Raw genomic sequence first — 25,335 nt, forward strand, 5'->3', positions numbered from 1 at the left:
CACGCTTATGTTGCTCAGTTATCTACGACTGGTGTTGTTCGCGGTAGGCCTGTTGGTGGGGGTGCAGGTGCCGGGTTTCATCAGCGATTACGCCAAGCGGGTCGAGGCGCACCTGATCGAAGCGCAGACCGGCCTGCGAGGTTTTCAGGGCACCGCCAACCAGTTTTTCAAGGGTGACATGCAGGCGCTGGTGGCGCATTACCGTGCCAGCGAAGACCCGATCTTTCGCAGTGATGCTGACAGCCTGAACACCTTGCTCGTCCGTCAGCAGGCATTGGACAAGCAATTCCAGGCAATGCAGGGGCCGTGGTACATCCGTTTGCTGCAAGTGGCACTGGCCGCTGACCCGGAGATTCGCAAGGAAACCTGGAACGGCTACAGCTACCAGATCCTCCTGACCCCCGAGGCGATGATCTGGGGCCTCAGTGGCGCCATGTTGCTGTCATTCGGCCTGGAGTGCCTGTTCCGCCTGATCGACTGGGTGGTGCTGGGCGGCAGGCGTCTGCGCCAGAGCCGACCGATTGAAGAGCGGGATTTGCGCGGGTTGTAACCAGTTGAGCGATGGGATCTAGCGAAGTCCTGTAGGAGCTGCCGAGTGCAACGAGGCTGCGATCTTTGCACCGACAATTGAGTCTTGAGCGAAAGATCAAGATCAAAAGATCGCAGGCTTCGCCAGCTCCTACAGGGATCTCTTGTGACGAAGATCCCAAGCATCTTACTTGGAAAGCAACCGCATCCCTTCTTCCAACCCGCGCAAGGTCAGCGGGAACATCCGGTCCTCCACCAGTTCGCGCACGATGTTGGTCGACGCGGTGTAGCCCCAGGTGTCCTTGGGGTAAGGATTGATCCAGATGAGTTTCTTGTACTTCTCCATGAAGCGCTGCATCCACACGTAGCCCGGTTCTTCGTTCCAGTGCTCGACGCTGCCGCCGGCCTGGGTGATTTCATACGGGGCCATGGCGGCGTCGCCGATGAAGATCACTTTGTAATCGGCGCCATACTTGTGCAGCAAGTCCTGGGTCGAGGTGCGTTCCGAGGTGCGGCGCAGGTTGTTTTTCCACACCGACTCATAGACGAAGTTGTGGAAGTAGAAATACTCCAGGTGCTTGAACTCGGTCTTGCAGGCCGAGAACAGTTCTTCGCAGATTTTTACGTGGGCATCCATCGAGCCGCCGATGTCGAACAGCAACAGCAACTTGACGGTGTTGCGTCGCTCCGGGCGCATCTGGATATTCAGAAGGCCGGCGTCCCGGGCGGTGTGGTCGATGGTGCCATCGATGTCCAGCTCTTCGGCGGCACCCTGACGGGCGAACTTGCGCAGGCGGCGCAGGGCGATCTTGATGTTGCGGGTGCCCAGTTCCACCTGGTCGTCCAGGTTCTTGTATTCGCGCTGGTCCCAGACTTTTACAGCTTTGCCCTGGCGCTTGCCGGCGTCACCGACGCGGATGCCTTCGGGGTTGAAACCGCCGGAACCGAACGGGCTGGTGCCACCGGTGCCGATCCACTTGTTACCGCCGGCATGGCGTTCCTTCTGTTCTTCCAGGCGCTTCTTGAATTCTTCGATCAGCTTGTCCAGGCCGCCCAGGGACTGGATCTGCGCCCGCTCTTCGTCGGTCAGCGAGCGCTCGAATTCCTTGCGCAGCCAGTCTTCGGGAATCAGGGCCTGGAGGTGATCATCGAGTCTTTCCAGGCCATTGAAGTAAGCGGCGAAGGCGCGGTCGAATTTATCGAAATGCCGTTCGTCCTTCACCAGGATTGCCCGGGACAGGTAATAGAACTCGTCCATGTCGGCGAAGATCACCCGCTGCTTCAGCGCGTTGATCAAATCCAGCAGTTCACGCACCGACACCGGCACCTTGGCGGCGCGCATTTCATTGAACAGGTTAAGCAGCATGGCAATCGCCCTCGCTCTTGTTGAAACGAAGCGGGTTCAGCGGGTGCCACGGCGGCTCATGAACGCCAGGCGCTCGAGCAGTTGCACGTCCTGTTCGTTCTTGACCAGGGCACCGGCCAGGGGCGGAATGGCCTTGGTCGGATCACGCTCGCGCAGCACCGCTTCGCCGATGTTGTCGGCCATCAGCAGCTTGAGCCAGTCCACCAGTTCGGAGGTGGAAGGTTTTTTCTTCAGACCCGGCACCTTGCGCACGTCGAAGAACACGTCGAGTGCTTCGCTGACCAGGTCTTTCTTGATGTCCGGGTAATGCACGTCGACGATTTTCTGCAGGGTGACGCGGTCGGGGAAGGCGATGTAGTGGAAGAAGCAGCGGCGCAGGAAGGCGTCCGGCAGTTCCTTTTCGTTGTTGGAGGTAATGATGATGATCGGCCGCTGTTTGGCCTTGATGGTTTCATCGGTCTCGTAGACGTAGAACTCCATCTTGTCGAGTTCTTGCAGCAGGTCGTTGGGAAATTCAATGTCGGCCTTGTCGATCTCGTCGATCAGCAGAATCACCCGCTCCTCGGACTCGAACGCTTCCCAGAGCTTGCCCTTCTTCAGGTAGTTGCGCACGTCGTGCACCTTGTCCACGCCCAACTGCGAGTCCCGCAGACGGCTGACCGCATCGTATTCGTAGAGGCCTTGATGGGCCTTGGTGGTGGACTTGATGTGCCAGGTGATCAGGCGCGCGCCGAAGGATTCAGCCAGTTGTTCGGCCAGCATGGTCTTGCCGGTGCCCGGTTCGCCCTTGACCAGCAAGGGACGTTCCAGGGTGATGGCGGCGTTGACGGCCAGCTTCAGGTCATCGGTGGCCACGTAGGCGCGGGTGCCTTCGAACTTCATCTGCAAATCCTCGAACGGTGTCGCCGGCCCGGACGAGGCGGGGCGCGCGAAATAAATGTCGTACCCGACTATAACGCGACGCCCCGGCGACTGTGAACGCAGACGCTGTATTCAGTCTCTGAATGGAGCGTCACATGTTGACTCAGTCTCGGCGGCTTGCCAGAAACGTATCGCCAATTTGGCGATACGTTTCTGGGTTCATGCTTTTCTAACGGTCAGCCGCTCTTGTGGCGAGGGAGCTTGCTCCCGCTGGGCTGCGAAGCGGCCCCAAAAGCCTGCGAGCGCTGCGCACTCGAGCGGGAGCAAGCTCCCTCGCCACAGGTCACATGCCTAGTCAGCCGAAGGCGGCGGCTGCTCATAGCGGGCATTGAAGGCCTGGACGAAGCCGTTGCGCAGGATTTGCAGGAAGGCTTCGAAGGCGCTGATGTCCTGCTGATGGACATTGCCGCTGAGTTCAACCCGGGTGGCGAACTGGTTCTTGCGCTGGTTTTTCAGGGCCGTTTCACCCGCGCCCACCAAGGCCTCCCAGACCGAACGAAAGATGTTCTTTTTCTCGTTTTCCACATCCTGTTGCCAGTCGAACACGTCAACGTCGCGCAGCAGCGGTTTGATGTAGCCGCTGAGTTGGGCGTTCTCGGCCTCTGCTTCCACCACCAGGTCGCCATGGCCGGCATTGAAATCGAATTTGCCATAGGCCGCGGCGAAATCGTTAAGTCGCTTGAGCTCAATGTCCGTGGCGCGCAGGCGGAAGTCGAAATCCTCGAAGTCGCTCAACGGGTCGAAGGTCGCCTGCACCTCCAGCGGCGCATGTTCAGCCACCAGAGCCTTGCCCTCAAAGCGAGCGTCGCGCTTGCCTTCGGTGTCGACCACGTTGGTCAGGTTATAGAAGCTGGCATTGACGTCGGTGGCCCGCAGGTTTACAGGAGGCTTGGAATTGAAGTTGCGGAACGTCACCTTGCCTTCCCGGATCCGCACTTCGTTGAAAGTGATGGGCAGCAACTTGCTCAGTTGCTCGCGCCAGTTGGTGCCCCGACCGGTCTGAGAGTTTTGCCGGTCGGCGCCGCCATCGACGAAGTTCACTTCGGGACGGATAAACTCCGCCTCCGCCACTACTGCATGGTCGTACCACAGCGAATGCCAACTGACCGACAGGTCGATCAACGGTGCTTCGACGAACGGCACCGGGACCTTGCCGTCGACCTTGACGATCTCCAGGCCGTTGATCCGGTAGGCCCCGCGCCAGAGCGCCAGGTCCACATCGGCCACCTGGCCGCGGTAGTCACCCATGTCGGCCAATTTGTCGTTCAGGTAGTCGCGCACCAGATAAGGCAAGGTGAAATGCAGGGCCACCAGCACCGCAACGATGGCGGCGAAAGTCCACAGTGGCCAGCTGTATCGACGCTTCATTTCAGTCAGTCTCCGGCGTTGTTAAAACATTGACTGTTGTAACAACTGGAACGTTCGGTGCAACTGGACGCCCATGGGCAACAGGCATACCTTTAAGCGCTAAATCCCCGCTGCATTAAGGACCCAGTCATGAGCCGTATATTCGCTGACAACGCCCATTCCATCGGCAATACGCCACTGGTGCAGATCAATCGCATTGCCCCCCGTGGCGTGACCATCCTGGCCAAGATCGAAGGGCGCAACCCAGGTTACTCGGTCAAGTGCCGGATCGGCGCGAGCATGATCTGGGACGCCGAAAGCTCGGGCAAGCTCAAGTCCGGCATGACCATCGTCGAGCCCACTTCCGGCAACACCGGGATCGGCCTGGCGTTCGTGGCCGCCGCCCGCGGCTATAAGCTGATGTTGACCATGCCGGCGTCCATGAGCATCGAGCGGCGCAAGGTACTCAAGGCCCTGGGCGCGGAGCTGGTGCTCACCGATCCGGCCAAGGGCATGAAGGGTGCGATCGAGAAAGCGACCGAAATCCTCGCCAGCGACCCCGCCAAATACTTCATGCCGCAGCAGTTCGATAACCCGGCCAACCCGGCCATTCATGAAAAAACCACCGGGCCGGAAATCTGGAACGACACCGACGGCGCTGTGGATGTGCTGGTGGCGGGCGTCGGCACCGGCGGGACCATTACCGGGGTTTCGCGATACATCAAGAACACCTGCGGCAAACCGATTCTGTCGGTGGCGGTGGAGCCTGTGGTGTCGCCGGTGATCACCCAGGCGATGGCGGGGGACGAGATCAAGCCCAGCCCCCACAAGATCCAGGGGATCGGTGCCGGGTTCGTGCCGAAAAACCTCGATCTGTCGATCGTCGATCAGGTCGAGCGGGTCACTGATGAGGAGTCCAAGGCCATGGCCCTGCGCCTGATGCAGGAGGAGGGCATCCTGTGCGGCATTTCCTGTGGCGCGGCGATGGCTGTAGCCGTGCGCCTGGCGGAAAAGCCCGAAATGCAGGGCAAGACCATCGTGGTGATCCTGCCGGACTCGGGTGAGCGCTACCTGTCGAGCATGTTGTTCAGTGATCTGTTTACCGAGCAGGAGACTCAGCAGTAATCGTGCCCCCCAGCGACTGGTGAGCGAACGTTATTGTGGCGAGGGGATTTATCCCCGTTGGACTGCGCAGCAGTCCCCAGAACAGCTCAGTCACCTCGAGGTGTCAGTTATGGGGTCGCTTCGCAACCCAGCGGGGATAAATCCCCTCGCCACAAGGGTGGGGGATGTTCAGTTACGCTGGCCTGGGAGCGGCTCCTTGGTCGCGCTCGCCGCTGGTTTCAACACCAGCCACAACGCCGCCGCAATCAGCACGCCGCCGTACAGGTGCGCCATCCCTAACGGCTCATCCAGCAGCAACGCTCCCCAGAGCACGCCGAACGGCGGGATCAGGAAGGTCACGGTCATGGATTTGACCGGGCCAATGGAACTGAGCAGCCGGAAATACAGAATGTACGCCAGCGCCGTACACACCAGGCCCAACCCCAGCAGCGACAGCCAGACGCTCCAGCCACCCCAGCTGGGCGGAGGGTGACTGATGACGCTGTAGCCAAACAGCGGCAACAGCAACACCGTGGCGCCGAACATGCTGCCCAGGGCCGCGAGACGGCTGTCCAGTCCGCCTTGATGGTCGAGCCAGCGGCGGGCGAGGAATCCAGCGAAACCGTAGCAGGTGGTAGCGAGCAGGCAGGCGAGGGCGCCCATCAGCAATTGCAGGTCGAAGGCCACCGGCCCCGCGCCGGTCAGGATGCCGACACCGAACAATCCCAGGAACACCCCGCTGACCTTGGTCATGGTGAGTTTTTCGCTGAAGAACAACGCGCCGATCAACACCCCCATCAATGGTGTGGTGGCGTTGAAGATTGCCGAGTAACCGGCCGGCAGCACCTGGGCCGCCAGCGAATAAAACGTGGCCGGAATGCCCGAGTTGATCAGGCCCAGCACCATCACGATTTTCAGCTTGCCGCGAAAATCCCAGTCGATACGCATCAATGCCAGGATCACCAGCAAGCCGACAAAAGCGATGGAGACGCGAAAAAAGGCAGTGGGGATTGTGCCAATGACAGGGGCGATAATGCGCATGAACAGGAAACTGGCGCCCCAGATAGCGGCCAATGACAGCAAACGCAGGATATCAACGGGGTTCACAGCGCATTCCTTCCTTGATCGGGTCGCAAGTGTCGCCCCGCCAAAGACCGATGGCAATGGTTGCGTTGCCGCGCGATTGGCCTCTAAGCTCAGTCGCCAATAACAAGCATGACCCGCCGAGGTTTACCCTATGCCGCAGCCATGGCCCGCCGCCGATATCGCCCGTTCGATCCTCGAAGGCTTTGACGATTACCGTGAGCATTTCCGGCAGATCACCGATGGCGCCCGCGCCCGGTTCGAGCAGGCCCGTTGGCAGGAGGCGCAAGAGGCCTCTGCGGCGCGGATCAACTTGTATGAAGAAAAAGTCTTCGAAACCGTCGCCCGCTTGCGCAAGGCTTTCGAAGCCGAGGCGCTGATGGACGTCAGTTGCTGGCCGCTGGTCAAAAGCGCCTACATCAGCCTGATCGACCTGCGTTTCGACGATGAGCTGTCCGAGACCTGGTACAACTCGATCTTCTGCGGGCTGTTCAGCCATGACCTGATCAGCGACGGCACCATGTTCATCCATACCACCCGGCCCAGCCTGCGCCGCGCCCGAGCCGCCCAGACCCGTACCTACAAACCCGAGGGCCAGTTGGACCGGATGCTGGCGGCGATCTTCGCCGATTACCGTTTCAGCGAGGATTACGCCGACTTGCCGGGCGATTTGCAGCGCCTTGAAGCCCAATTGCGGGAGAACCTGCCCGACTGGGTCTGCAAGGACCCGCAACTGACGGTGGAATTGTTTTCATCGGTGCTCTATCGCAACAAGGGCGCGTACCTGGTGGGCAGGATCTATACGCAGGATGACCAATGGCCGTTGGTGATTCCGCTGCTGCATCGCGAAGGCCGGGGCATCCAGATCGATGCGCTGATCACCGACGAGGCGCAGGTGTCGATCATTTTCTCGTTCACCCGCTCGTACTTCATGGTGGACGTGCCGGTGCCGGCGGAATTCATCGGCTTTCTCAAGCGCATCCTGCCGGGCAAGCACATCGCCGAGCTGTACACCTCCATCGGTTTCTACAAGCACGGCAAATCCGAGTTCTACCGGGCGCTGATCAACCATCTGGCAAACACCGACGACCAGTTCATCATGGCGCCAGGCGTGCGCGGCATGGTCATGAGCGTATTCACCCTGCCGGGCTTCAACACCGTCTTCAAGATCATCAAGGATCGTTTCTCGCCGTCGAAAAACGTCGACCGCGCGACCGTGATCGAAAAGTACCGGCTAGTGAAAAGCGTCGACCGGGTCGGGCGCATGGCCGATACCCAGGAGTTCGCCGATTTCCGCTTTCCCCTGAGCAAGTTCGAACCGGCGTGCCTGGAGGAACTGCTGGACGTAGCACCGTCCACGGTGTCGGTGGAAGGCGACACGGTATTGATTCGTCACTGTTGGACCGAACGGCGCATGACCCCGCTGAACCTCTACCTGGAAAACGCCAACCAGGACCAGGTGCGCGAGGCGCTGGAAGACTATGGCCTGGCGATCAAGCAACTGGCGGCGGCCAACATCTTCCCCGGCGACATGCTGCTCAAGAACTTCGGCGTGACCCGCCACGGTCGCGTGGTGTTCTACGACTACGACGAAATCTGCTTTCTCACCGAAGCCAACTTTCGGCACATCCCCCAGCCGCGGACCCCGGAAGACGAAATGGCCTCCGAGCCGTGGTATTCCATCGGGCCGCTGGACGTTTTTCCCGAAGAGTTCCCACCGTTCCTGTTCGCCGATGCGGGGCAGCGCAAGCTGTTCGATCAACTGCACGGTGAGTTGTACAACGCCGATTACTGGAAAAGCCTGCAAGAGGCGATTCGGGCGGGCAAGGTGATCGACGTGTTCCCGTATCGGCGTAAAGATCTGGACAGCGAATAACCTGCGTGGGTGAGTGAAGCCTCTGTGGCGAGGGAGCTTGCTCCCGCTGGGCTGCGAAGCGGCCCCAAGATCTTGCGGCTGCTGCGCAACCGAGCGGGAGCAAGCTCCCTCGCCACAAAAGCATTCTCGACGCAAATCTCCTGTGGGAGCGGGCAGGCTGCCATGGGTCGGCGCAACCTGCGCAAATCTGCGACAATCGGCCCCCTGCACAAACCGACGACCCTTGCGTACCTGATGACTGACCAAGCTCCCGCTATCGACAAGCTGCTGAAAAACCTCGACCACGCCATGCTCGCTGACCGCTATCGGTTGCGGCGTCAGTTGCTCGAGCTGCGCAAGAAACCCGACGAGGCCAAGCTGGCCCAGTGGGTGACGCGCATGCAGGCGTCGTGCGATCAGGTGTTGGCGCGCAAGGCCAGCCTGCCGGTCATTCGTTACGACGACAGCTTGCCGATCGCCGCCAAGCGCGACGAAATCAAGGAGGCGCTGCTCAAGCACCAGGTGCTGATCATCGCCGGCGAAACCGGCTCGGGCAAAACCACGCAACTGCCGAAAATCTGCCTGGAAATCGGCCGCGGCCAGCACGGTTTGATCGGCCATACCCAGCCGCGACGGATCGCCGCGCGCAGCGTCGCAAGCCGGGTCGCCGAGGAGCTGGCCACGCCGCTGGGCGCACTGGTGGGTTATCAGGTGCGCTTCGAAGACCAGAGCGACGCCAACACCCTGATCAAACTGATGACCGACGGCATTCTGCTGGCCGAAACCCAGAATGACCGTTACCTCGAACGCTACGACACGATCATCGTCGACGAAGCCCACGAGCGCAGCCTGAACATCGATTTCTTGCTCGGCTACCTCAAGACCCTGCTACCGCGCCGCCCGGACCTCAAGGTCATCATCACCTCGGCGACCATCGACCTGGAGCGTTTTTCCAAGCACTTCGATGACGCGCCGATCGTGGAAGTTTCGGGCCGCACCTTCCCGGTGGACACCTGGTATCGCCCGCTGACCCTGGAGCAGGATGAGGAGGGCAACCGGGTCGAGGACGACTTGACCGTCGACCAGGCGATCCTCGCCACGCTGGATGAAATCGCCGCCTTTGAGCGCAGCGAACGCCGCAGCCCCGGTGACGTGCTGGTGTTCCTGCCGGGCGAGCGGGAAATTCGCGACGCAGCCGAAATGCTGCGCAAGGCCCAGCTCAAGCACACCGAAATCCTGCCGCTGTATGCGCGGCTGTCGCCAGCCGAACAGCAGCGGATCTTCCAGACCCACCCAGGCCGGCGTGTGGTGCTGGCGACCAACGTTGCTGAAACGTCGCTCACCGTGCCGGGCATCCGCTACGTGATCGACAGCGGCACCGCGCGCATCAGTCGCTACAGCTATCGTGCCAAGGTCCAGCGCCTGCCCATCGAAGCCATTTCCCAAGCCAGCGCCAACCAGCGCAAGGGCCGCTGCGGGCGGGTTGAACCAGGGATTTGCGTGCGGCTGTACAGCGAAGAGGATTTTCTCGGCCGGCCGGAATTCACCGACCCGGAGATTCTGCGCACCAACCTGGCGGCGGTTATCCTGCAGATGCTGCACCTGCGCCTGGGGGAGATCACCGATTTTCCGTTCATCGAACCGCCGGACGGCAAGGCCATCAGCGACGGCTTCAACCTGTTGCAAGAGCTGTCGGCGGTGGACCGCAATAGCCAACTGACCCCGCTGGGCCGCCAGTTGGCGCGCTTGCCGGTGGACCCGCGCATGGGCCGCATGCTGCTGGAAGCGGCGAAGCTGGGCAGCTTGCAGGAAGTGCTGATCGTCGCCAGCGCCATGTCGATCCAGGACCCGCGCGAGCGTCCACCCGAGCGTCAGCAGGCGGCTGACCAGGCCCACGCCCAGTGGAAAGACCCCGACTCGGACTTCGCCGGGCTGGTCAATCTGTGGCGCGGTTTCGAAGAGCAGCGCCAGGCCCTGACCGCCAGCCCGCTGCGCAACTGGTGCCGCAAGAATTTCCTCAACTACCTGCGCCTGCGCGAGTGGCGCGATTCCCATCGCCAATTGAGCCTGATCTGCCGTGACATGCAACTGAGCCTCAATAAAGAGCCGGCCGACTTCCCGAAACTGCACAAGGCGGTGCTTTCCGGCCTGCTGAGCCAGATCGGCCAGAAAACCGAAGACGGCGACTATCTCGGTGCCCGTCAACGACGGTTCTGGGTTCACCCCTCGTCAGGCCTGGGCAAGAAGCGTCCGCAGTGGCTGATGACCGCCGAACTGGTGGAAACCACCAAGCTCTACGCGCGCATGGTGGCCAAGATCGAACCGGACTGGATCGAGCCGCTGGCCGGGCACCTGATCAAGAAAAACCACTTCGAACCCCATTGGGAGAAGAAGCGCGGGCAGGTGGTGGCGTATGAGCAGATCACCCTGTTCGGGCTGATCGTGGTCGGCCGCCGGCCGGTGCATTACGGGCCGGTGGACCCAGTGGTGTCGCGGGAACTGTTCATCCGCGAGGCGCTGGTGCGCGGCGAGATCCAGTCCCGGGCCAAGTGCCTGAGTGCCAATACCCAACTGCTGGAGCAACTCGACGAACTGGAAGCCAAGGCCCGCCGTCGAGACATCCTGGCGGACGAGGAAACCCTGTTCGCCTTCTACGATGCGCGCTTGCCCGCCGAGATCCACCAGACCGCGACCTTCGACAGTTGGTACCGGATCAACAGCCAGAAAGACCCGCAACTGTTGATCATGCGCGAAGAAGACGTGCTGGCCCGCGAGGCCAGTGAAGTCACTGCCGCGTATTACCCGGACACGTTGCGCGTCGGTGAGCTGACCTTGCCGCTGAGCTACCACTTCGAGCCCAACCATCCTCGCGACGGCGTGACCTTGCGCGTGCCGGCACCGCTGCTGCCCATGCTGCCGCCGGAGCGTCTGGAATGGCTGGTGCCCGGGATGATCGAAGCCAAATGCATCGCCCTGGTGCGCAACCTGCCCAAGGCCCTGCGCAAAAACTTCGTGCCCGTGCCGGACTTCGTCAAGGCCGCGCTGCAACGCATCACCTTTGCTGAGGGTTCGCTGCCGCAATCCCTGGGCCGCGAGCTGCTGCGCATGACCGGCGCGCGGGTCAGCGACGAAGCCTGGGCGGAAGCGGCGCAGCAGGTGGAAAGCCATCTGCGCATGAATCTGGAAATTGTCGACGGCCAGGGCAAGTTTCTTGGCGAAGGCCGTGACTTGGCTGAACTGACGGCGCGCTTTGCCGAAGCCAGCCAGGCCGCCTTGGCCGTGCCGCAGACGGCGAAAAGCCAGGCGCCGGTGGAAGCGAAAATCTTTGCCCCGGTGGCCGAGAAAACCCAACAGAAGATCGCCGGGTTGTCGATGACGGTCTACCCGGCGCTGGTGGAGGAGGGCGGCGTAGTCAAGGAAGGCCGTTTCCCGACCCCGGCCGAAGCCGAGTTCCAGCACCGTCGCGCCTTGCAGCGCTTGCTGATGCAGCAATTGGCTGAATCGGCCAAGTTCCTGCGCGGCAAACTGCCCGGGTTGACGGAGCTGGGCCTGCTGTACCGTGAACTGGGGCGCATCGACAGCCTGGTGGAAGACATCCTGCTGGTCAGTCTCGACAGCTGCGTGCTGGAAGGCGAGCCGAACCTGCCCCGTGATGGCGCCGCACTGGCATCCCTGGCCGAGCGCAAACGCGGCGGCTGGACCGACCACGCCGAACGCCTGGCGAAGCTGACCCTGGACATCCTCAAGCTCTGGCATGGCCTGCAAAAACGCTTCAAGGGCAAGATCGACCTGGCCCAGGCCGTGGCCTTGAACGACATCAAGCAACAGCTCAGCCATCTGGTGTACCCAGGCTTTGTGCGCGAAACCCCGCATCAGTGGCTCAAGGAGTTGCCGCGCTACCTCAAGGCCATCGAGCAGCGCTTCGAGAAACTCGGCAGCCAGGTGCAGAAGGATCGGGTCTGGAGCGGCGAGTTGTCGAGCCTCTGGGCCCAATACCAGGTGCGCGCCAGCAAACACGCTCAGGAAGGCAAGCGCGATCCGCAACTGGAGCTGTACCGCTGGTGGCTGGAGGAGTACCGGGTGTCGCTGTTCGCCCAGCAACTGGGCACCAAGGTGCCGATTTCGGATAAGCGCCTGAGTAAGCAGTGGGCGCAAGTGGAACCCTGAGATCGGCGCAAGACCTGTGGGAGCGAGCCTGCTCGCGATAGCGGTGTATCAGCCGACATTGATGTTGACTGACACAGCGCTATCGCGAGCAGGCTCGCTCCCACAGGGTTTTGTGTCGTATTTAATGGACAATGCACCAAACGCCAGCGTTTATGGCAAACTTCGCGCCTATAAATGCCGGTCCCGTGGTTTTTGAGCCTCAACGGCCACGGGCGGATCGGAATAAAGCACTGCCAGGTCTGCTTCCCCTGGATGGGAAAAGACCCTTTGTGTGTTGGTACGTCGGTGCCAACGCTTTCTGCCTGAACAGATCAGAGACACGACCATGCATAACGTCGTCATCAGCGGCACCGGCCTGTACACCCCGGCCAACAGCATCTCCAATGAAGAGCTGGTGCAGTCTTTCAATACCTACGTCGCGCAATTCAACGCCGACAATGCCCAAGCCATCGAGCGGGGGGAAGTCGAGGCGTTGACCGAATCCAGCGCGGCGTTCATCGAAAAAGCCTCCGGCATCAAGAGCCGTTTTGTCATGGACAAGGATGGCATTCTCGACCCTCAACGCATGACCCCGCGCCTGCCCGAGCGTTCCAACGAGGAGTGGTCGGTGCTGTGCGAAATGGCCGTCGGTGCCGCGAAACAGGCCCTGGAACGCGCCGGGCGCACCGCCGCCGACATCGATGGCGTGATCGTCGCTTGTTCCAACCTGCAGCGTCCGTACCCGGCCATCGCCATTGAAGTCCAGGAAGCGCTGGGCATCGAAGGGTTTGGTTACGACATCAACGTGGCCTGTTCCTCGGCGACGTTCGGCATCCAGGCCGCGGCCAACAGCGTACAACTGGGCCAGGCCCGGGCAATCCTGATGGTTAACCCTGAGGTGTGCACTGGCCACCTGAATTTCCGCGACCGCGACAGCCACTTCATCTTTGGCGACGCGGCCACCGCGGTGATCATCGAACGGGCGGACCTGGCGACCTCGCCGTATCAGTTCGACGTGGTCAGCACCAAGCTGCTCACCAAATTCTCCAACAACATCCGCAACAACTTCGGCTTCCTCAACCGCGCCGGGGAAGAGGGTATCGGCAGCCGTGACAAGTTGTTCGTCCAGGAAGGTCGCAAAGTCTTCCGCGACGTCTGTCCGATGGTGGCCGAGCTGATCGGCGTCCACCTGGAAGAAAATCAGCTGAGTGTCGGTGAGGTGAAGCGTTTCTGGCTGCACCAGGCCAACCTGAGCATGAACCACCTGATCGTGCGCAAGCTGCTGGGTCGCGAAGCCACCGAAGAGGAAGCCCCGGTGATCCTAGACCGCTACGCCAACACCAGCTCGGCGGGTTCGGTGATTGCGTTTCACACCTATCAGGATGATTTGCCCAGCGGTTCAGTGGCCGTACTCAGCTCGTTCGGTGCCGGGTATTCGATTGGCAGCGTGATTTTGCGCAAGCATTGATCCTCTGGCGGCGACGAATTTTTTGTGGGAGCAAGGTCATGTGGGAGCAAAGCTTGCTCGCGAAACAGGCAGCTCGGCTTATGAAGGACCGCGTTGCCCGCATCGCGGGCAAGCCTTGCTCCCACATCAGCCCCCTCGCCACAACCGCGATCTATTCAGCAATGGGCGTTGAATGACCGTCAGCGACGAAACACAACTGCTCCAACGCCTCCTGGCCGGTGAGCAGCAAGCCTTCAAGGAACTGGTCAGCACCTACCAGAGCCCGATGCGCGCCGTGGCCTACGCCATCGTGGGCAGTCGGCATGCTGACGAAGTGGTGCAGGACGCCTGGTTGTCAGTGGTGCGCAACCTCAATGGCTTCCAAGGCCGCTCCAGTCTCAAGACCTGGCTGCTGACCATCACCGCCAACGCCGCCAAGGGCCGCTACAAGCAGAACCGCCGGGAAGTGCTGCTCGATGATCTGCCGTCGCCCCACGGCACGCTTGGGGATGATCGTTTCGCCGCGGATGGCCATTGGCTGCTGGCGCCGTTCGCCTGGCATCAGGACACGCCGGAGGCGCTGCTCACCATGAGCGAACTGCGCGAATGCCTCGAGCACACGCTGCTCAGCCTGTCGCAACTGCAAAGCAGTGTCCTGAGCCTGCGCGAACGTCAAGGCCTGGAGCTGGAAGACATCTGTAATCTTCTGGACATCTCGCTCTCCAACGTACGTGTGCTATTGCATCGGGCACGGCTGAAGGTCTTTGCCACCGTGGAACATTTCGAGGAAACCGGCGAATGCTGACCTGCAAGGAACAAGTGGCGCGCTCCAGCGACTTTCTCGACGGCCAATTGAGCTTGCGTGAACGCTTGATGATGCGTCATCACCTGATGTTCTGCGCCAAATGCCGGCGGTTCATCCGCCAGATGCGCCTGATGCAGGCGACCCTCAAAAAGCTCCCTGAGCCCCCGATTCCCAACCTGGATCACCTCGCCGAAAAACTCGCCGCCGAACGCCGCAAAAATATTCGCTAAACCCGTAGGAGCTGACGAGTGCAACGAGGCTGCGATCTTTCCCCTCTCGATTGAATATCCAGTGAAGAGTCAAAAGATCGCAGGCTTCGCCAGCTCCTACTGTTATTCCCTTTCGAAGTAAAAAGTTCCCCTGTCATAAAATCTTTATCTGACAGCAACTGCGCTGACACAACCCATCGCCAAGATCCCCTCCAACACCAGCGGGCTCAGTTCCGCGTGTTTTCTAACGGCATAGACTACCAACAGGGGAATTCTTCGATGATCCGTAAGCACTTCGCAGGTGTTGCCGCCAGCGCACTGGCAATGGCAGTAACCGCCCAGGCTTTCGCCGGCACCGTGACTACCGACGGCGCCGATATCGTGGTCAAAACCAAGGGCGGCCTTGAGGTCGCTACCACTGACAAAGAGTTCAGCTTCAAGCTTGGCGGTCGTTTGCAGGCTGACTACAGCCAGTTTGACGGTCTCTACACCGACAATGGCAATTCGGCCGACGCCGCTTACTTTCGTCGCGCTTTCCTGGAACTGTCCGGCGTGCTGTACACGGATTGGGCCTACACCCTCAGCTACGACTTCTCTCATAACGCCGGCAGTTCAGACGACGGTTACTTTGACGAAGCGTCCATGGCCTACAACGGCTTCAAGCCGGTCTCGATCAAATTCGGTCGTTTTGACCCGGATTTCGGCCTGGAAAAAGCCACCAGTTCCAAGTGGGTGACCGCGCCGGAGCGTAACGCCGCCTACGATCTGATCGACTGGGCCAACGGCCACCAGAACGGTCTGGGCCTGCAAGCGTCCAGCACCTTCGCTGATTCGTTCTATGCCTCCGCTGGCGTATTCGCCAAGGACAACAACGATACCGATGGCGACAGCGTCAAACAGGTCAACGGTCGCTTCGTATTCGCGCCGATGCACGATTCCGGCAATGTCCTGCACTTCGGTGTGAACGTTGCTTCCCGTGACGTCTCCGACACCGTATTCGATGCACGTTATCGTTCCCGCCTGGGCATGCGTGGCGTCGAAACGCTGGGTGGCAACGATGCCGGCCCTAACGGCAACCGTCCGTTGCTGGGTGGCGCGAACAACTCGCCGGCCGGTTCGTACGACACCGACACGGCGTTCGGCCTGGAAGCCGCTTTCGCCATGGGCCCAGCCTCGATCCAGGGTGAATACATCTCCCGCAAAACCAAGGCTGACAGCGACGCCTTTGAAGACATCAAAGGTCACGGCTTCTATGTTCAGGGTGCCTACACCCTCACCGGTGAATCCCGCGGTTATAAAGTCGGCAAGTTCGACGCAATCAAACCTCAGAACAAATCTATCGGCGCCTGGGAAGTGTTTTATCGCTACGACAGCATGACCGTCGAAGACGACAACATCACCACTGCCTCCGCGACCCGTGACGTAGGCGATGCCGAAGCCAAGGTGCACAACCTGGGCGTGAACTGGTACGCCAACGAAGCGGTGAAAATCTCCGCTGCCTACGTCAAGGCCAAGGCCGACAACGTGACCAATGCCAACGGCGATGACGATGGCGACGGTTTCGTGATGCGCGCCCAGTACGTGTTCTAAGTCGTGCTGACTTGATGCAAAGCTTCACCTTTCATCCGTTATAGCTCCTTTGAACCCCGCCTCTGGCGGGGTTTTTTTATCTGCCCGGTCAGAATCGGCGATACTCGCGCCATCCGCATTCTGGATCTCGGGGAACTGCATGCCGCTACACGTTCTGGACAGCCTGTCCACCATCGCGCCGCACGAGTGGGACGCACTGGTTCCGGCCAATCAACCCTTCCTGCGCCATGCCTTCCTCACGGCCCTTGAAGACAGTGGCAGCCTGGGCCCGCAATCCGGCTGGCAGGCCGAGCATTTGCTGCATATTGAAGACGGTCGTTTGCTGGCGGCTCTGCCCAGTTATCGCAAATGGCATTCCTACGGCGAATACGTGTTCGACCACGCCTGGGCCGACGCCTGCGCCCGGGCCGGGATCGACTATTACCCCAAATTGCTGACGGCGGTGCCGTTCAGCCCGGTCAGTGGTCCGCGGCTGCTGGCGGCGAGTGGGGAAGACGGGTTGGAGCTGCTTGGCAGCCTGCCGGGTTATCTGGAAATCGAATCGCTTTCCAGTGCCCACATCAACTTCACCGATGCCTTCACCGACGCAGCGTTGGCCGGGCAACCGGGCTGGCTGCAGCGGATCGGCTGCCAGTATCACTGGCGCAATCGCGGTTATCGGGACTTTCAGGACTTTCTCGACGTGCTCAGTTCCCGCAAGCGCAAGCAGATGCGCAAGGAGCGTGAGCAAGTGGCGGGGCAGGGCATCGAGTTCCAATGGCTGGAAGGTCAGCAACTGGACCAGGCCCAGTGGGATTTTGTCTACGCCTGTTACGCCAACACTTACGCGGTGCGTCGGCAAGCGCCGTACCTGACTCGGAGTTTTTTCAGCCTGCTGGCCGAGCGCATGCCCGAGGCCATTCGCGTGGTATTGGCCAAGCAAGGTTCACGGCCGGTGGCGATGGCGTTCAGCCTGGTGGGCGGTGACAGTTTTTATGGGCGTTACTGGGGTTGCCTGGCGGAATTCGACCGTTTGCATTTCGAGACCTGTTTTTATCAGGGCATGGATTACGCCATTGCCCACGGCTTGCAGCGTTTCGATGCCGGTGCCCAGGGCGAGCACAAATTGATTCGCGGTTTCGAGCCGGTGATCACCCGTTCCTGGCACTACTTGCGCCATCCTGGTCTGAAGGCGGCGGTTGCAGATTTTCTGATCCGGGAGCAGGAGGGCGTGTTGGCGTACGCCGAAGAAGCGAAGACAGCACTGCCTTATCGGCAGTGCTGATCTTCGCCGGGGTGGCTCAGCTGTTTTCCTTGCCTAGCCAGCGGTAAGACACACCGCCGACGACAGCGCCCAGCAGCGGTGCCACCCAGAACAGCCACAGTTGCTCGATGGCCCAGCCGCCGACGATCAGCGCCGGACCGGTACTACGGGCCGGGTTGACGGAGGTGTTGGTGACCGGAATCGAGATCAGGTGAATGAGCGTCAGGGCCAGGCCGATGGCGATCGGTGCCAGTCCGGCGGGTGCACGTTTATCGGTGGCGCCGAGGATGATCAGGATGAACATGGCCGTCATGACCAGCTCGGTCACAAAGCCGGCCACCATGGAGTACTGACCGGGCGAATGTTCGCCATAACCGTTCGCCGCCAGGCCGGAAGCGGCGAGGTCGAAGCCTTCCTTGCCGCTGGCGATGAAGTAGATCAACGCGGCGGCCAGCACCCCACCCATGAGCTGGGCAATGATGTAGGCGGGCAGTTCCTTGGCCGGAAACCTCCCGCCTACGTATAAGCCCACCGACACGGCCGGGTTCAGGTGGCAACCCGAGATATGGCCGATGGCGAACGCCATGGTCAACACCGTCAGGCCGAACGCCAGGGCAACCCCCAGCACGCCAATCCCGGAAGCGGCCAATACAGCGCTGCCACATCCGCCTAATACCAGCCAGAACGTACCCAACAACTCAGTCGTTGAACGTTTGAGTAAAGACATAAGCATCCTTGATAAAACAGTCGTGATAATCGGTTATGCATCCAGCAGAATTACGACAGGTTCATCTCCAGAACCTGGGCTGAGTACAGCAGAACGTTGCGACAAATCCAGTGGCATTAAAAAACCGCCAGAGTCAGGGACTGTGGCGGTTTTGGCCGTGGACGGTGGAGAGTATGTCGCTGTGGTGCGCGTAGGATGGATCCCGGACAGATTTTTTCAGAAAGACTTGGGGCTGCACTGATCTGGCGATTTAAACCCGGCCCCTGTAGGAGCTGGCGAAGCCTGCGATCTTTTGATCTTGATCTTGATCTTTCGCTTTAGATTCAAGTGTCTGGGGAAAGATCGCAGCCTCGTTGCACTCGACAGCTCCTACAGGCTCCTACAGGCTCCTCACAGCTTCTACACAGGGCTCCAAGCTCTCTGGGCGGTGGCGTCTGGTTGATTCAGTCGATCCCGACAAAGCCCCCGGTCTGATGCTGCCACAGCCGCGCATACAACCCGCCATGGGCCAGCAGTTCGGCGTGGCTGCCGGTCTCGGCGATGCGGCCGTTTTCCAGCACCACCAGCCGGTCCATCCGCGCGATGGTGGAGAGGCGGTGGGCGATGGCGATCACGGTCTTGCCTTGCATCAGGGTCTCGAGGCTTTCCTGGATCGCCGCTTCGACTTCCGAGTCCAGCGCTGACGTCGCTTCGTCCATGATCAGGATCGGCGCGTCCTTGAGCAGCACACGGGCAATGGCGATGCGCTGGCGTTGGCCGCCGGACAGCTTCACCCCGCGTTCACCCACATGGGCATCAAAACCGCTGCGACCTTCGGCATCCGACAGCAATGGAATGAACTCATCGGCTCGGGCCTTGTGCACCGCTTCCCAGAGTTGCGCATCGGTGGCGTCGGGCTTGCCGTAAAGCAGGTTGTCGCGAATCGAGCGGTGCAGCAGCGAGGTGTCCTGGGTGATCATGCCGATGCGCTCGCGCAGGCTTTCCTGGCCCACTTCTGCGATGTCCTGGCCGTCGATGAGAATGCGCCCGCCCTGCACGTCATAGAGGCGCAGCAGCAGGTTCACCAAGGTGGATTTACCTGCGCCGGATGGGCCGATCAGGCCGATCTTTTCCCCCGGCTTGATCACCAGGTTCAAGTCGCCGATCACACCGCTTTTCTTGCCATAGTGGAAATCCACATGCTCGAAGCGCACTTCGCCACGGGCCACGGCCAAAGGCTTGGCCTGGTCGCGGTCGGTAACGCTGACGGGCTGGGCGATGGTCTGCAAACCGTCCTGGACCATGCCGATGTTTTCGAAGATGCCGTTGACCACCCACATGATCCAGCCGGACATGTTGACGATGCGGATCACCAGCCCGGTGGCCAGGGCAATCGCACCCACGCTGATCAGCGACTGGGTCCACAGCCACAGGGCCAGCGCCGTGGTGCCGACGATCAGCAGCCCGTTCATGCTGGTGATGACCACATCCATGCTGGTCACCACGCGGCCGGCCAATTGGGCTTTCTCGGTCTGCTCTTCGATGGCTTCGCGGGCGTATTGCTGTTCGAAATTGGTGTGGGCGAACAGCTTCAAGGTGGTGATGTTGGTGTAGCCGTCGACGATCCGGCCCATGAGTTTGGAGCGGGCATCGGACGACACGACGGAGCGCTTCTTGACCCTCGGCACGAAGTAACAGAGCGCACCGATGTAAGCGGCGATCCACATCAGCAGCGGGATCATCAGGCGCCAGTCGGCTTCGGCAAACAGCACCAATGAGCTGATGGCATAGATCAGCACGTGCCACAGCGCGTCCACGGCCTGCACCGCGGAGTCGCGAAGGGAATTGCCGGTCTGCATGATGCGCTGGGCGATGCGTCCGGCGAAGTCGTTCTGGAAAAAGTTCAGGCTCTGCTTGAGCACGTAGCTGTGGTTTTGCCAGCGGATCAGGCTGGTCATGCCTGGACTCAGGGTCTGGTGCACCAGCAGGTCATGCAAGGCCACAAATATTGGCCGAAAGACCAGCGCCACCACGGCCATCCAGGCCAGCTCCAGACCGTGGATCTTGAAGAAGTCGACGTTGGGCGTGCCCTGTGTCAGGTCGATGATGCGGCTCAGGTAGCTGAACAGCGCCACCTCGATCAGCGCGCCAATCAGGCCCACCACCAGCAGCACGGCGAAGCTGGGCCAGACCTGTTTCAGGTAATAGGTGTAGAAGGGCAGGACACGGTTCGGTGGCGCCGAGGTCGGGGCGTCGCGGAAAATATCGATCAGTGTTTCGAAACGGCGATAAACCATGGGGTACATAGCCCGGGCAGGGCTCTCCTTTTTTTCCTGTGAGCGGCGCGCGATTGCCGCCGCCGCTCAGGCTTGCCCTGTGCTGTTTAGTCGATGCGCTTGGCCGACTTGATGATCACAGGGTCGATCGGCACGTTTTGCATGCCTTGTTTGGTGGTGGTCTGGGAGTTGACGATGATGTCCACCACGTCCATGCCCTTGACCACTTTGGCGAACACCGCGTAACCGGCGTCACGGCCCGGGTCGAGGAAGGCGTTGTCGGCCACGTTGATGAAGAACTGGCTGGTGGCCGAGTTCGGGTTGGAAGTACGCGCCATCGACAAGGTTCCGCGCACGTTATGCAGGCCATTGCTGGCTTCGTTCTTGATCGGTGCCTTGGTGTCTTTCTGTTGCATCTGCTGGGTGAAACCGCCGCCCTGGGCCATGAAGCCCGGGATCACACGGTGGAAAATCGTGTTGTCATAGAAGCCGCTGTCCACGTACTTAAGGAAGTTATTGGTGCTGATCGGCGCCTTGACCGGATCCAGTTCGATTTCAATCTGACCGTTGGTGGTGTCCAGCAATACGTGGGGCGCCTTGGTTGGCTGCGCGGCCATCAGGTTAGCGGCAAACAGGACGGAGCCGGCGACGAGGGCGATTTTTTTCAGCATGGGTTCAGTGATCCTGAGTAGTTGAGTCGACTGCGGTCAAAAATTCGAGCAGGGTTTGGTTGAAGCGTTCGGGTTGATCCAGCGGGGTCGCGTGCCGTGAGTCGGCAATGACCACCAGCCGGGCATCGGGCAGCAGTTTCACATAGGCTTCTTTCAATGCCACGGGGGTGTAGTCGTGGTCGGCGCAAATGACCAGGGTTGGACAGGCCACCTGCGACAGTCGTTCCTGAACCCCCCAACCCACAATGGCATCGAAGCTGGCGAGATAAGCACGTTTGTCGTTTTTTGCCCAGCGCCGGGCCATTTCCAGGCGTAACTCGGTCTGTTGCGGTTTGGGAAACAACTTGGCGCCCAGGGCCTTGCCAATGGTTTCAAGGCTCAGAAGGCGCATCAGACTCCAGCGCTTGAACCATTGCCAGCAGTCATCAGGCGTGCGGACTTTGACTTGCGGCGCGCTGTTGACGATGCACAGACTCTTGATCCGCCCGGGTTCGTCCACCGCCAGTTGAAAACAAATCATGCCGCCCATGGACCAGCCCACCAGATGCACCGAGCCCAGGTCCAGGTGTTCGATCAGGGCGATCAGGTCGGCGCTGAAACCTTCGATGCTGTAAGGCCCACGAGGTTTGTCGGAGCGTCCATGGCCGCGTACGTCCACCACGATCAAACGGTAGTGGGCGGACAATACCGGGATTTGTTTTTCCCAGTCGCGGGTGCTGGAGCCCAGCCCGTGGACCAGGACCAAGGGCGTGCCGTGGCCGTATTCCTCGTAGTGCAGGTTGCAATCTTCGTGGGCGAAATAGGCCATTGGCAAAGTCCTTGTCAGGCTTGTTCAGGGGCGGCGAACGGCGCATCCAGCGGCGCAGTGTCGAAGGTGCGCAGCAGCTCGATGAGGATTTGCGTGGCCGGGCCCAGGGGTTTTTCCTTGTTTGAAAAAAGATAGAACGTGGAGTTGCGGCTGCCGCCTTGCTCCAAGGGTAGACGCTTGAGCAAGCCTTCCTTGAGTTCCCGCTCGATCATGTGCCGCGGCAGCCAGGCGAAGCCCAGGCCGCTGCCGACGAACGTCGCGGCGGTGGCCAGGCTGCCGACGGTCCAGCGTTGCTCGGCGCCCAGCCACCCGACATCGCGGGGTTGCTGGCGACCGGAGTCGCGGATCACCACCTGCAATTGGCTTTCCAGGTCCTGGAAGTTCAGCTCGCGGTTGAGGCGGTGCAGGGCGTGTTCGGGATGGGCCACCGCGACGAACTCAACATCGCTCAGTTCAGCGCCCAGGTAACCGGGAATGCTGAAGCCGCTGATGGCCAGATCCGCCACGCCTTCGAGCAGCACTTCCTCGACACCCGACAGCACCTCTTCGCGCAGGCGCACCCGACAGCCACGGCTTTGCGGCATGAACGCGGTCAAGGCACGTACAAGGCGGGCGTTGGGATAGGCGGCATCGACCACCAGCCGCACTTCCGCTTCCCAACCTTGCTCCATGTGATGGGCCAGGTCTTCCAACTGGCTGGCTTGTTTGACCAATTGACGGGAACGACGCAGCAGTACGCCGCCGGCTTCGGTCAGTACGGCCTTGCGCCCATCGATGCGCAGCAACGGTACGCCGAGCTGGTCCTGCATGCGCGCCACGGTGTAACTCACCGACGACTGGGAGCGGTGCAGCACCTCGGCAGCCTGGGCGAAACCGCCGTGGTCGACCACCGCTTGCAAGGTTCGCCATTGATCCAGGGTCACGCGGGGCGCTTTCATATTGAGCTCCTCTTGTCCTAAGCTGGCGGTCCCTTGGTGGAGACTGCCTAATGAAGAAAATCTGTTGTGTGCTGCTGGCGCTGTTGCCGCTGACTGCGTTTGCCTACCCGATCGATGTGGAAAAACACCTTAATGGCCTGAGCATCGACTACACCGCCTATGACACCGATGCCGACATCGGTTCCATCCAGGTCAACAACTACGGCAGCACCGATGCGGCCTGCACCGTGGTGTTTCGCAACGGTCCCGAAGCACCGCGTACCCGCAAGATCGAAGTCGCCGCCGGCAAGTTCAAAAACGCCACCGCCAAGTTCAATCGCAACATCATCAAGCTGCGCATCACCCTGACCTGCCGGCCGAAATAAGCCGGTGGCGCAGTAGCGAGGCAATCCGTGCTCCGCTTATAAACGAATTTATCGATGTTTTGCAGCAATTATTTGCGCTTTTTGATCGATGTAACCATGTTTAATCTTCACTCCATCGACTGACAACATTTTCCGATGGAGGCTACATCCCATGTCCCGCGTTCTGATCATCGAAAGCAGTGCCCGCCAGCAAGACTCGGTTTCCCGTCAATTGACCCAGACCTTCATCAGCCAATGGAAAGCCGCGCACCCGGCCGATCAAATCAGTGTTCGTGACCTGGCCATCAATCCGGTGCCGCACCTGGACGCCCATCTGCTAGGTGGCTGGATGAAGCCCGTCGAGCAGCGCAACGACATCGAAAACGCCTCCCTGGAACGCTCTAACCAGTTGACCGATGAATTGCTGGCCGCCGACGTGCTGGTGATGGCCGCGCCGATGTACAACTTCGCCATCCCCAGTACCTTGAAAGCCTGGCTGGACCACGTACTGCGTGCCGGCGTGACCTTCAAGTACACCCCCACCGGCCCTCAAGGCCTGTTGACTGGCAAACGCGCCTTCGTGCTGACCGCCCGCGGCGGCATTCATGCTGGCGCCAGCTCTGACCACCAGGAACCCTACCTGCGTCAGGTCATGGCCTTCATCGGCATCCACGACGTGACCTTCATCCATGCCGAGGGCATGAACCTGGGCGGTGATTTCCAGGAGAAGGGCTTGAATCAGGCCAACGCCAAGCTGTCCCAGGTCGCCTGATCCGTTAATCCTCAGGTAATCGCCAGGTGGTCTAGTGGCCTGGCGCTCCCTTCAAGCTGTTTTGCGCATCGAACCTCCCTTGGCACTTGTTGCTCCTGAGTGCAGTCGCCCGATTGAACGCTTTAGCGAGATCGGGCTTTTTTTTGCCCGCGATTCCATGCCTGCCGCGTAATCCCTTGTGGGAGCGAGCCTGCTCGCGATAGCGGTGTGTCAGGTGACCTTTGCGTCACAGTCATGCCGCTATCGCGAGCAGGCTCGCTCCCACCCTTCAAAACCGCTATCTTCGCCGCCATCCGAAACGAGGGGCGTATGGGCTATCTACTTTTTGTCACACTGATTCAGGCGTTTTCCTTCAGTCTGATTGGCGAATACCTGGCCGGGCATGTCGACAGTTACTTTGCGGTGCTGGTGCGGGTTGTGCTGGCGGGGTTGGTGTTCATTCCGCTGACCCGCTGGCGCCAGGTGGAGCCGTCGTTCATGCGTGGCATGCTGTTGATTGGCGCCTTGCAGTTCGGCGTGACCTACGTGTGCCTGTACTTGAGCTTTCGCGTGCTGACGGTGCCCGAGGTCCTGCTTTTCACCATCCTGACGCCGCTGCACGTGACCCTGATTGAAGACGCGCTCAATCGTCGCTTCAATCCCTGGGCCCTGATCGCGGCGTTGGTGGCCGTGGCCGGCGCGGCGGTGATTCGTTACGACCGGATCAACCCGGACTTCTTCATGGGCTTTTTGTTGTTGCAATTGGCCAACTTCACCTACGCGGCCGGGCAGGTGCTGTACAAACACCTCGTCGCCCGCCATCCCAGCGACCTGCCGCACTACCGGCGTTTCGGCTACTTCTACCTCGGTGCACTGGCGGTGGCGTTGCCGGCCTTCCTGCTGTTCGGCAAGGCGGATTTCTGGCCAGAAGCACCGCTGCAATGGGGCGTACTGATATTTCTCGGCCTGGTCTCCACCGCGTTGGGGCTGTACTGGTGGAACAAAGGCGCGTGCATGGTCAACGGCGGCACGCTGGCGGTGATGAACAACCTGCATGTACCGGTGGGGCTACTGGTCAACCTGCTGATCTGGAACCAGAGCGAGGAACTGGGGCGGTTGCTGTTGGGCGGGTCGGTGATACTGGCGGCGGTGTGGATCAGTCGGTTGGGGATACGCCAACCGTTGCCCGCACACTGA

The 25,335-nt window shown here is 60.6% G+C and carries 21 protein-coding genes; 12 read left to right on the plus strand and 9 right to left on the minus strand.

Annotated features, from left to right (window positions below; all coding sequences use genetic code 11):
- The first annotated feature begins 7 nt into the window (after nucleotides 1–7).
- Nucleotides 8–550 (plus strand): DUF2937 family protein, encoded by a 543-nt coding sequence (locus BMY45_RS10765; protein ID WP_092397387.1) that lies wholly within the window; start codon nucleotides 8–10, stop codon nucleotides 548–550.
- A 165-nt stretch (nucleotides 551–715) separates the two neighbouring features.
- Here BMY45_RS10765 and BMY45_RS10770 read toward each other — a convergent pair whose 3' ends face one another.
- The 3 genes from BMY45_RS10770 to BMY45_RS10780 form a co-directional block, all read right to left on the minus strand.
- Entirely contained in the window at nucleotides 716–1,894 is a 1,179-nt protein-coding gene (locus BMY45_RS10770; protein ID WP_092397389.1) for a vWA domain-containing protein, read from the minus strand.
- Between the two features lie 36 nt (nucleotides 1,895–1,930).
- Nucleotides 1,931–2,776 (minus strand): AAA family ATPase, encoded by an 846-nt coding sequence (locus BMY45_RS10775; RefSeq protein WP_025212404.1) that lies wholly within the window; start codon nucleotides 2,774–2,776, stop codon nucleotides 1,931–1,933.
- 330 nt (nucleotides 2,777–3,106) lie between these two features.
- Nucleotides 3,107–4,183 (minus strand): DUF748 domain-containing protein, encoded by a 1,077-nt coding sequence (locus BMY45_RS10780; RefSeq protein ID WP_092397391.1) that lies wholly within the window; start codon nucleotides 4,181–4,183, stop codon nucleotides 3,107–3,109.
- A 129-nt stretch (nucleotides 4,184–4,312) separates the two neighbouring features.
- Here BMY45_RS10780 and cysK point away from each other — a divergent pair, with 129 nt between their 5' ends.
- Entirely contained in the window at nucleotides 4,313–5,287 is a 975-nt protein-coding gene (cysK, locus tag BMY45_RS10785) for a cysteine synthase A (protein WP_092397393.1), read from the plus strand.
- 168 nt (nucleotides 5,288–5,455) lie between these two features.
- Here the strand turns inward: cysK and BMY45_RS10790 are convergent, their stop codons facing one another.
- Nucleotides 5,456–6,373: a DMT family transporter gene (locus BMY45_RS10790; protein WP_092397395.1), complete on the minus strand. Its 918-nt coding sequence runs from the start codon at nucleotides 6,371–6,373 to the stop codon at nucleotides 5,456–5,458.
- A 130-nt stretch (nucleotides 6,374–6,503) separates the two neighbouring features.
- Between BMY45_RS10790 and aceK the strand changes: the two genes are divergently transcribed.
- From aceK to BMY45_RS10825, 7 genes are all read left to right on the plus strand, one after another.
- Complete coding sequence (gene aceK / locus BMY45_RS10795; protein WP_092397397.1) at nucleotides 6,504–8,225, plus strand: bifunctional isocitrate dehydrogenase kinase/phosphatase; 1,722 nt, start codon at nucleotides 6,504–6,506, stop codon at nucleotides 8,223–8,225.
- Between the two features lie 234 nt (nucleotides 8,226–8,459).
- Nucleotides 8,460–12,371, plus strand: coding sequence for an ATP-dependent RNA helicase HrpA (gene hrpA, locus BMY45_RS10800; protein WP_092397751.1), 3,912 nt, complete (start codon nucleotides 8,460–8,462; stop codon nucleotides 12,369–12,371).
- 325 nt (nucleotides 12,372–12,696) lie between these two features.
- Nucleotides 12,697–13,818, plus strand: a complete 1,122-nt coding sequence (locus BMY45_RS10805; protein WP_092397399.1) for a beta-ketoacyl-ACP synthase III — start codon at nucleotides 12,697–12,699, stop codon at nucleotides 13,816–13,818.
- Nucleotides 13,819–13,990: 172 nt separating this feature from the next.
- Complete coding sequence (locus BMY45_RS10810; RefSeq protein ID WP_092397401.1) at nucleotides 13,991–14,602, plus strand: RNA polymerase sigma factor; 612 nt, start codon at nucleotides 13,991–13,993, stop codon at nucleotides 14,600–14,602.
- Complete coding sequence (locus BMY45_RS10815) at nucleotides 14,596–14,832, plus strand: anti-sigma factor family protein (RefSeq protein WP_092397403.1); 237 nt, start codon at nucleotides 14,596–14,598, stop codon at nucleotides 14,830–14,832. The genes BMY45_RS10810 and BMY45_RS10815 overlap by 7 nt, the downstream gene beginning before the upstream one ends.
- A gap of 258 nt (nucleotides 14,833–15,090) precedes the next feature.
- On the plus strand, nucleotides 15,091–16,401 hold the full coding sequence (locus BMY45_RS10820) for an OprO/OprP family phosphate-selective porin (RefSeq protein WP_092397405.1): 1,311 nt from the start codon (nucleotides 15,091–15,093) through the stop codon (nucleotides 16,399–16,401).
- Between the two features lie 139 nt (nucleotides 16,402–16,540).
- Nucleotides 16,541–17,665, plus strand: coding sequence for a GNAT family N-acetyltransferase (locus tag BMY45_RS10825; protein ID WP_092397407.1), 1,125 nt, complete (start codon nucleotides 16,541–16,543; stop codon nucleotides 17,663–17,665).
- A gap of 16 nt (nucleotides 17,666–17,681) precedes the next feature.
- On the opposite strand, the gene aqpZ is transcribed toward BMY45_RS10825, so the two are convergent.
- From aqpZ to BMY45_RS10850, 5 genes are all read right to left on the minus strand, one after another.
- Complete coding sequence (gene aqpZ / locus BMY45_RS10830; protein WP_092397409.1) at nucleotides 17,682–18,371, minus strand: aquaporin Z; 690 nt, start codon at nucleotides 18,369–18,371, stop codon at nucleotides 17,682–17,684.
- Nucleotides 18,372–18,814: 443 nt separating this feature from the next.
- The gene (locus BMY45_RS10835; protein ID WP_092397753.1) at nucleotides 18,815–20,647 is read right to left on the minus strand and encodes an ABC transporter ATP-binding protein; all 1,833 of its coding nucleotides are present in this window, start codon (nucleotides 20,645–20,647) and stop codon (nucleotides 18,815–18,817) included.
- 86 nt (nucleotides 20,648–20,733) lie between these two features.
- A complete protein-coding gene (locus BMY45_RS10840; protein WP_092397411.1) occupies nucleotides 20,734–21,297 on the minus strand; it encodes a peptidylprolyl isomerase in 564 nt (187 codons plus the stop codon).
- A 4-nt stretch (nucleotides 21,298–21,301) separates the two neighbouring features.
- Complete coding sequence (locus BMY45_RS10845; RefSeq protein WP_092397413.1) at nucleotides 21,302–22,105, minus strand: alpha/beta fold hydrolase; 804 nt, start codon at nucleotides 22,103–22,105, stop codon at nucleotides 21,302–21,304.
- 14 nt (nucleotides 22,106–22,119) lie between these two features.
- Nucleotides 22,120–23,043, minus strand: a complete 924-nt coding sequence (locus BMY45_RS10850) for a PA3225 family LysR-type transcriptional regulator (protein ID WP_076385912.1) — start codon at nucleotides 23,041–23,043, stop codon at nucleotides 22,120–22,122.
- Nucleotides 23,044–23,093: 50 nt separating this feature from the next.
- On the opposite strand from BMY45_RS10850, the gene BMY45_RS10855 reads away from it, so the two are divergent.
- The 3 genes from BMY45_RS10855 (at nucleotide 23,094) to BMY45_RS10865 (ending at nucleotide 25,335) form a co-directional block, all read left to right on the plus strand.
- Nucleotides 23,094–23,408, plus strand: coding sequence for a 3-phosphoglycerate kinase (locus BMY45_RS10855; protein ID WP_092397415.1), 315 nt, complete (start codon nucleotides 23,094–23,096; stop codon nucleotides 23,406–23,408).
- Between the two features lie 151 nt (nucleotides 23,409–23,559).
- On the plus strand, nucleotides 23,560–24,159 hold the full coding sequence (locus BMY45_RS10860) for an FMN-dependent NADH-azoreductase (protein WP_092397417.1): 600 nt from the start codon (nucleotides 23,560–23,562) through the stop codon (nucleotides 24,157–24,159).
- Between the two features lie 309 nt (nucleotides 24,160–24,468).
- The gene (locus BMY45_RS10865) at nucleotides 24,469–25,335 is read left to right on the plus strand and encodes a carboxylate/amino acid/amine transporter (protein ID WP_092397419.1); all 867 of its coding nucleotides are present in this window, start codon (nucleotides 24,469–24,471) and stop codon (nucleotides 25,333–25,335) included.

Origin of the sequence: Pseudomonas sp. NFACC39-1 (genome assembly GCF_900110355.1) — a bacterium.
Lineage (GTDB): Bacteria > Pseudomonadota > Gammaproteobacteria > Pseudomonadales > Pseudomonadaceae > Aquipseudomonas > Aquipseudomonas tehranensis.